The 7,139-nt window shown below is 44.3% G+C and carries 5 protein-coding genes and 1 pseudogene; 3 read left to right on the top strand and 3 right to left on the bottom strand.

Annotation, left to right across the window (positions count from 1 at the left end):
* The 3 genes and pseudogenes from V7K31_RS12265 to V7K31_RS12255 form a co-directional block, all read left to right on the top strand.
* Window positions 1-123, top strand: a pseudogene (locus V7K31_RS12265) (photosystem II D2 protein (photosystem q(a) protein)); the annotation flags it as partial.
* A complete protein-coding gene (gene psbC / locus V7K31_RS12260) occupies window positions 107-1,498 on the top strand; it encodes a photosystem II reaction center protein CP43 (protein WP_335094608.1) in 1,392 nt (463 codons plus the stop codon). The pseudogene V7K31_RS12265 and the gene psbC, both read left to right, overlap by 17 nt.
* Before the next feature lie 503 nt (window positions 1,499-2,001).
* The gene (locus V7K31_RS12255; protein ID WP_334833163.1) at window positions 2,002-2,187 is read left to right on the top strand and encodes a PCP reductase family protein; all 186 of its coding nucleotides are present in this window, start codon (window positions 2,002-2,004) and stop codon (window positions 2,185-2,187) included.
* Window positions 2,188-2,591: 404 nt separating this feature from the next.
* Here the strand turns inward: V7K31_RS12255 and ovoA are convergent, their stop codons facing one another.
* The 3 genes from ovoA to V7K31_RS12240 form a co-directional block, all read right to left on the bottom strand.
* Entirely contained in the window at window positions 2,592-3,947 is a 1,356-nt protein-coding gene (gene ovoA / locus V7K31_RS12250) for a 5-histidylcysteine sulfoxide synthase (protein ID WP_335094607.1), read from the bottom strand.
* Window positions 3,948-4,294: 347 nt separating this feature from the next.
* Complete coding sequence (locus V7K31_RS12245) at window positions 4,295-6,451, bottom strand: polyribonucleotide nucleotidyltransferase (RefSeq protein ID WP_335094606.1); 2,157 nt, start codon at window positions 6,449-6,451, stop codon at window positions 4,295-4,297.
* A gap of 102 nt (window positions 6,452-6,553) precedes the next feature.
* On the bottom strand, window positions 6,554-7,099 hold the full coding sequence (locus tag V7K31_RS12240; RefSeq protein WP_335094605.1) for a GNAT family N-acetyltransferase: 546 nt from the start codon (window positions 7,097-7,099) through the stop codon (window positions 6,554-6,556).
* Window positions 7,100-7,139 lie beyond the last annotated feature (40 nt).

Raw genomic sequence — 7,139 nt, 5'->3', positions numbered from 1 at the left:
ACCTTCTATACCAAAAACATTTTGCTGAATGAGGGTATCCGCGCTTGGATGGCTCCTCAAGATCAACCCCACGAACAATTTGTATTCCCTGAGGAGGTATTACCACGTGGTAACGCTCTCTAATAGACCAAATATCTTAGGCGGCGCTGGACGCGACCAAGAATCCACTGGGTTTGCCTGGTGGTCTGGTAACGCACGTTTAATCAACCTATCTGGCAAACTACTGGGTGCTCATGTTGCCCACGCTGGTTTGATTGTATTCTGGGCTGGAGCGATGACCTTGTTTGAAGTCGCTCACTTCATTCCTGAAAAGCCTATGTATGAGCAGGGCTTAATCCTATTACCTCACCTCGCCACTCAGGGTTGGGGTGTTGGTGCTGGTGGTGAAGTCATCGATACCTTCCCCTACTTTGTTGTCGGTGTACTCCACCTAATTTCCTCAGCCGTCCTTGGCTTTGGCGGTATTTATCATGCCGTCCGTGGTCCAGAAACCTTAGAAGAATACTCTTCTTTCTTTGGTTACGACTGGAAAGACAAGAACAAGATGACCAACATCATCGGGTTCCATCTGATTATTTTGGGATGCGGTGCGCTGCTGTTGGTGATAAAGGCAATGTTCTTTGGTGGTTTGTATGACACCTGGGCACCAGGCGGTGGTGATGTTCGGATTATTACTAATCCGACATTGAACCCAGCAGTTATCTTCGGTTATATAATCAAGTCTCCCTTTGGTGGCGAAGGCTGGATTGTTAGCGTCAATAACTTGGAAGATGTGGTCGGCGGTCACATCTGGATTGCCTTTATCTTAATTGCTGGCGGTATCTGGCACATCTTCACCAAGCCTTTTGCTTGGTCACGTCGGGCATCAATCTGGTCTGGTGAGGCTTACCTCTCCTACAGCTTGGGCGCTCTCTCCTTGATGGGCTTTATTGCCTGCCTCTTTGTTTGGTTTAACAACACCGTTTACCCCAGCGAATTTTACGGTCCTACGGGTCCTGAAGCTTCTCAAGCTCAGGCTCTGACCTTCTTGATTCGTGACCAACGCTTAGGTGCTAACGTCGGTTCTGCCCAAGGCCCCACAGGATTGGGTAAATATCTGATGCGCTCTCCCACTGGTGAAATCATCTTCGGTGGTGAAACCATGCGCTTCTGGGATTTCCGCGGCCCTTGGTTGGAGCCTCTACGTGGTCCCAATGGTCTTGACTTGGAAAAAATCAAGAACGATATTCAGCCTTGGCAAGCTCGTCGCGCTGCTGAATACATGACCCATGCTCCTCTGGGTTCTCTGAACTCCGTGGGTGGTGTAGCTACCGAAATTAACTCCTTCAACTACGTGTCTCCTCGCGCTTGGTTGGCGACTTCTCACTTCGTACTAGGGTTCTTCTTCCTAGTTGGTCACTTGTGGCACGCTGGTCGCGCACGGGCAGCTGCTGCTGGTTTTGAGAAAGGAATTAACCGCGATACTGAGCCAGTGATGTTTATGGACAACCTCGATTAGGTTGTAACGTTTATCTAATCACTGACAATTAAATAATTTAGAGGCTCTTGCATACAAGCAAGGGCTTTTTTTATAGGAGAATTAGTAATCTGCTAAATCAACTGAGCGACTTACAGAAATACCCGGTAAGCTTAGAGCTTTAGTCCCTTTAGGGCTGAGATATCAGCGCCTCGCGTGACAATAGTTCCCCTAACTCCTTGACTGGTCACGGTATATCTGATATTATGACGAGTGTAAAAAAATTTAGTATAACTAAGCAACGTAAAAACCTGACTAAATTGGTTGGGTGCGTAGTCATGCCTAACGGTATTGCAGTTTAGGAAAGCTAAATTTGGTGAAAAATGAAATGCAAAAATCGAGTACGGTAGGGCATACCGGAATTAACGCTTTAGGAGAATCGACCTCTATTTTTGTTGGAGTAATCCTGCTTAAACAAGTCGGCTCATTGATTAAAGAATCTCAGCGTCTTTAGACCTGAGAGTGTCAACAAGGTAATTAATACTATGAGCGATTCCAATTTTATTGATGCTTTGCGATGGACATCTGAAGCTAAGGAAAAGTTACAAAATATTCCCTTTTTTGTCCGTGTTCAAGCTCAAGCCCGAATTGAACAACTGGCTCGTGAAGCAGAGCAAGAGTTTGTGACAGCTGATTTAGTAGAACAGGCTAGGCTTGAGTTTGGACAATAAAACATTCTGGTTTAGCTTAGGAATAAGAATTAAATAACATCCAATTTATCGTAAATAAAAGGGTTTAAGACCCCTATCTCTACAGGTAGTCCCAGTTTGAGGCGGGGTTTAAATCTTCGTCTGAAATTGTTTTGAATTTTGAATTTTGAATTTTGAATTTTGAATTTTGAATTTTGAATTTTGAATTTTGAATTTTGAATTTTGAATTTTGAATTTTGAATTGTTAAGTCCCTGGCTTACCTCACCCTCAATCCCTCTCCTTATAAAGGAGAGGGAAGCTGGAGATAGGATAAAGTTTTGGATTTTATTTAATCCACGTTCGTTACTCAAAAAGAAGCCTCTCGCTTACCCGTTCGCGTAGCGATGAGATGAATTTTTGGAATTTTGAGTTTTTTTGTGCCTTTCTACCCTTGCAAATCTTGAGCAATTCTAAAACCAGCGTGTTGATAAAAGTAGGGACGAAACCAGTTGCGATAGGTTGGTAATGCCATTGAACCATTAGTAGCCCATGAACCGCCGAGCATCATCTGATGTTTGCCATCAAAAAAGGGTGCTGCTTGGTCTTCGTAAAGCGGATGAGGTTCAAATCCTGGTAGGGCGTTGAAAGTGTCCCCTAGCCATTCCCAAACATTTCCTCTGAGGTCATAAAGCCCACAACTACTATTAGCTGGTTTGAACATTCCCACTGGGCTGGGGGAAATGAATTGTAAGTTGAGATTATAGTTAGCTAATAATTGGTTATCCTCACAGGTAAGTAAGGCTTGATTCCATTCGGCTTCACTCATCAGGCGTATTTCTGAGCCTTGAGAGCGACAAAATGCGATCGCTTCGTAGTAATTGACTTCCACAGGCCAGTCTAGAGGCAAGTCTATTTCGTCGAATGTGGCTCGATAACGGTAGCCATCCTGAAAGGGTATCCAGAATTTGGGATGTTGGACGTTGTAGAGTTGCTTCCAATTCCCAGATTCACTATCCCAGTAGTCGGAATTTTTGTAACCACCAGCTTGAACAAATTTCAGATATTCTCCGTTAGTGATTAGATGTTGACTAGCTAAAAACGGTTTCACTTCAACAGTGCGATCGCCATATTCGCTATCCCAACCATAGGTAAGATCATCCTGGGGTTTTCCTAGTTTCACTACACCACCTGGAACCCGGCGCATTTCATTGTTAGGAATATTACCGTTAGTAGGTGCGTAATTCCAGCCTTGGGGACGTTTTAGGCGATCAACAGGCAATTGACGCACCAGCATCGAAGAGGTTTCAAAGTGAATGCGACTATGTTCTATTGCCATCAGCAAAGCCCAGAAGGGATGCTGTTGATGAATCGGCAGATCCAGGGAAGTATTTTGAATCACCTTTGCGATCGCCTCTCGTGCCTTGTCCCGATATTGCCAAACTTTTTTGACATCAGGCCAACTAACCCCTTGCATAGCGGCGTCGAGTTCCGTCGGTGTTTGTGGATCAACTCCGATTTCAAATAGGGTTTCGTATTGTGAATTAATTCGAGCTTTTATTAAACCAACGGCAATTAACTTGTTGATCAAAAAAACAGCTGAGTGACCAAGATAAAAAATTATCTGGTTTCTTAAAGGATCGGGGTTAAGATAAAAAGTCTCTTCCCCGACCAAACTTTTCATGAGTATTTCTTCAAGTTCCCAAGAATTTTCAAAGTAGTTGAGCAGGCTTTGTGAACTGCAATCACTGAGTATGGGAACTTGATTTGATTTCAGTTTATTTATCGTTGTAACTAAAGCCATGATATTTTTGACAGGAGATTAATTGCACAAATTACATAAATTATGACTGATTACAAGAAAAAGTGTTTTTGATCACATTTTTTCTGTGTCGCCATGATCGGGCAATTTGCTCAATTTGTAAATAGAGAAATAATGTATTTTAAAATACTCAAACTACGGATTGACAGAATAATATAAATAATGAATTGACGTTAACTAGAGTCTAAAAAACCTAAGAACTATATCTGATGACCGCAAAGTGATATCAACTTAAAAGTTCGGCAACTAATTTGAGAAGCATACGGCGATGCCTTCACAATAGGCATCGCGGATTTTAGATTTAATCTAATCTAAAATCCCAAATCGAGTTATCGATTCACCGCCGCAGCTTCTCGTGCTGCTGCTGCTTGATCTGGGTGGATACCCAAGCGGGTGAGATTAATCCGACCTTTGTTATCAATTTCGCGCACTTTGATAATCACTTCATCGCCCACTGCTACTTCATCCTCAACTTTGCCAACGCGGTAGTCAGCAAGTTGTGAGATGTGGATCATCCCTTCTTTTCCAGGCAGAAATTCCACAAATGCACCTATGGGTATAATCCGAGTGATGCGTCCGGCATAGACATCGCCTTCGTTCAGCTTGCGGGTCATACCTTGGATGATGTTTTTGGCTCTCTTAGCCCTGTTCTCATCCACAGCCGAAATTGTCACCGTGCCATCATCTTCGATGTCAATTTTAGCACCAGTTTCCTCTGTGATTCCCTTAATAGTCTTGCCTCCAGGCCCGATGACCAAACCAATCATGTCTGAATCAATCTTGATTGTTAACAGACGTGGGGCATAGGGTGAGGTTTCAGTCCGGGGGGTGTCAATGCAAGCGAGCATTTTCTCCAGAATGTGTAACCGGGCTGATTTGGCTTGGTGGACAGCTTGGGAAATAATATCCAAAGATAGACCGGAGATTTTCATATCCATTTGCAAGGCGGTAATCCCGACATCCGTCCCGGCAACTTTGAAGTCCATATCGCCTAAAAAGTCTTCAATGCCCTGAATGTCGGTGAGGATTCGCACTTCGTCCCCATCCTTAATCAGACCCATTGCTGCGCCACTGACGGCTTTGAGAATTGGCACACCAGCATCCATTAGGGCGAGGGTGGAACCGCAGACTGAACCCATTGAGGTGGAACCGTTGGAGGAAAGTACTTCCGATACGATGCGAATCACGTAGGGAAAATCTTCTTTTGACGGTAGCACAGGTAGTAGCGCTCGCTCTGCTAATGCCCCGTGACCAATTTCGCGCCTTCCTGGGGCCCGCATTGGCTTGGTTTCCCCGACTGAGAAAGGCGGGAAGTTGTAATGATGCAGATAACGCTTGTGTTGATCTAGCTGCATGTCGTCGTTGAGGTTTTGGGCATCCCCAGGTGTACCCAGAGTACAAGCGGATAATACCTGAGTTAGTTCCCGGTTAAATAAACCGCTACCGTGGACTCGCTTTGGTAAGACATCAACTAAACAAGAAACAGGTCGCACTTGATCAAGTTTACGACCATCAACGCGAACGTTATCTTCGATGATTTGCCGCCGCATGAAGTATTTGGTAATATCTTTAAAAGTGTTACCAAGTGCCTTGCTATTTGCAGTTGCGGCAACTCGAATTGGGTCTTCTTCTGGCAGTTCCTTAATCGTTGTGGCAATTTCATCCTTGACGACATCTAAAGCGTCATCGCGTTCGGGTTTGGTGAAATGAAATTGAGACAGGATTTTCTTAATCTGGCTACTAGCGCGATCGCGGATATAATTTTCTAGCGTCTGGTCTACTTCTGGTGCTACTGCTTGCACTATTACCAAACCCAGTTCTGCTATTAAATCTTGCTGCGCTTTGATTAAGTCCCGCACTGCTTCATAACCAAAGTCAATCGCCTCGATAATATCTCGCTCTGGCAACTGATTGGCTCCCGCCTCCACCATGATTACGCCATGTGGTGAACCTGCTACGACCAGATCCAAGTCTCCAGCTTCAGTTTCTGCATAGGTGGGGTTAATAATGAAATCATCTCCCACTAAACCAACCCGCACTGCTGCCATTGGTCCATTAAAAGGAATCTGGGCAATCAAGGTAGCGATGGAAGCACCTGTAACTGCTAGCACATCGGGCGGTACTAACTCGTCCATCGACATCGTGATGGCAATAATTTGCAGGTCATCCCGTAGCCATGAGGGGAACAGGGGACGCATGGGACGGTCTATAAGACGGCTGGTGAGAATTGTTTTTTCTGGTGGGCGACCTTCCCGCCGCATGATCCCGCCGGGAATCCTGCCTGCGGCATACAGCCTTTCTTCATAATCTACTGTGAGTGGAAGAAAATCAATACCTTCTCTGGCTCGCGATCGCGTAGCCGTAACTAAAACGGATGTGTCCCCTGATTCTATCAACACCGACCCACCAGCCTGGGGAGCTAGTAAGCCTACTTTCAGTCGAATATCCCTACCATCGAAGGATATTGACTTATCAACTTCTGCCATTCAGTTTTTTTTCCTTCTCTTTCGCTATTCTCTTTCTGTGGCAATCCTAACATTTATGCCCTATGACTGACTCCTAGTACATACAAAGATAAGACTTGTGGCTCAACCCAAAGCGCGATACATGATCAACGCGTCTACTACCTGTTCATCCCCTAGCTTCGCCGCACGCCCAATGCGCCCAATGATCTCAAATCCTAACGACTGCCAAAGTGTAATTGAAGGTATATTAGTTTCAAAGACCAAATTAAACATTACTGCCTCATAACCAAGATTAGCTGCTATCAAAAGCATCGTCTCTCCCATGAACCGCCCTATCCCCTGACCGCGTAACCCAGGTTGTACAATAAAACCAGCGTTGCAAATATGGCTACACCGACCGGGAAAGTTTGGTTTTAAATAAAACGCCCCTAATATTTCTTTTGGCTTGTGTGTAGCATTCTCAACAGATGTCTTGACAACAAAGGCATCCTTACTCAACCAGTAAGCTGAAAATTCTACCTGAGATAGAGGTTGCTTTTGGGGATAAGTTTTAGCTTCAACAATTACAACATTAAGTAATGCTCTTACAACCTCCTGTTCTTGAGGATACATATAATCTAGTTCCACTAATAACCCATTTTTTAAAACTTTAATTAGGGGAAAAATCATTATTAATAATCTTTGTGTAGAATATTTGCTGAAATATTTA

The sequence above is a fragment of the Nostoc sp. genome (assembly GCF_036917675.1).
Classification (GTDB): Bacteria; Cyanobacteriota; Cyanobacteriia; order Cyanobacteriales; family Nostocaceae; genus Nostoc.
Note: the sequence above shows the minus strand (reverse complement) of the source record. Positions and strands in the feature narration are given on the sequence as shown.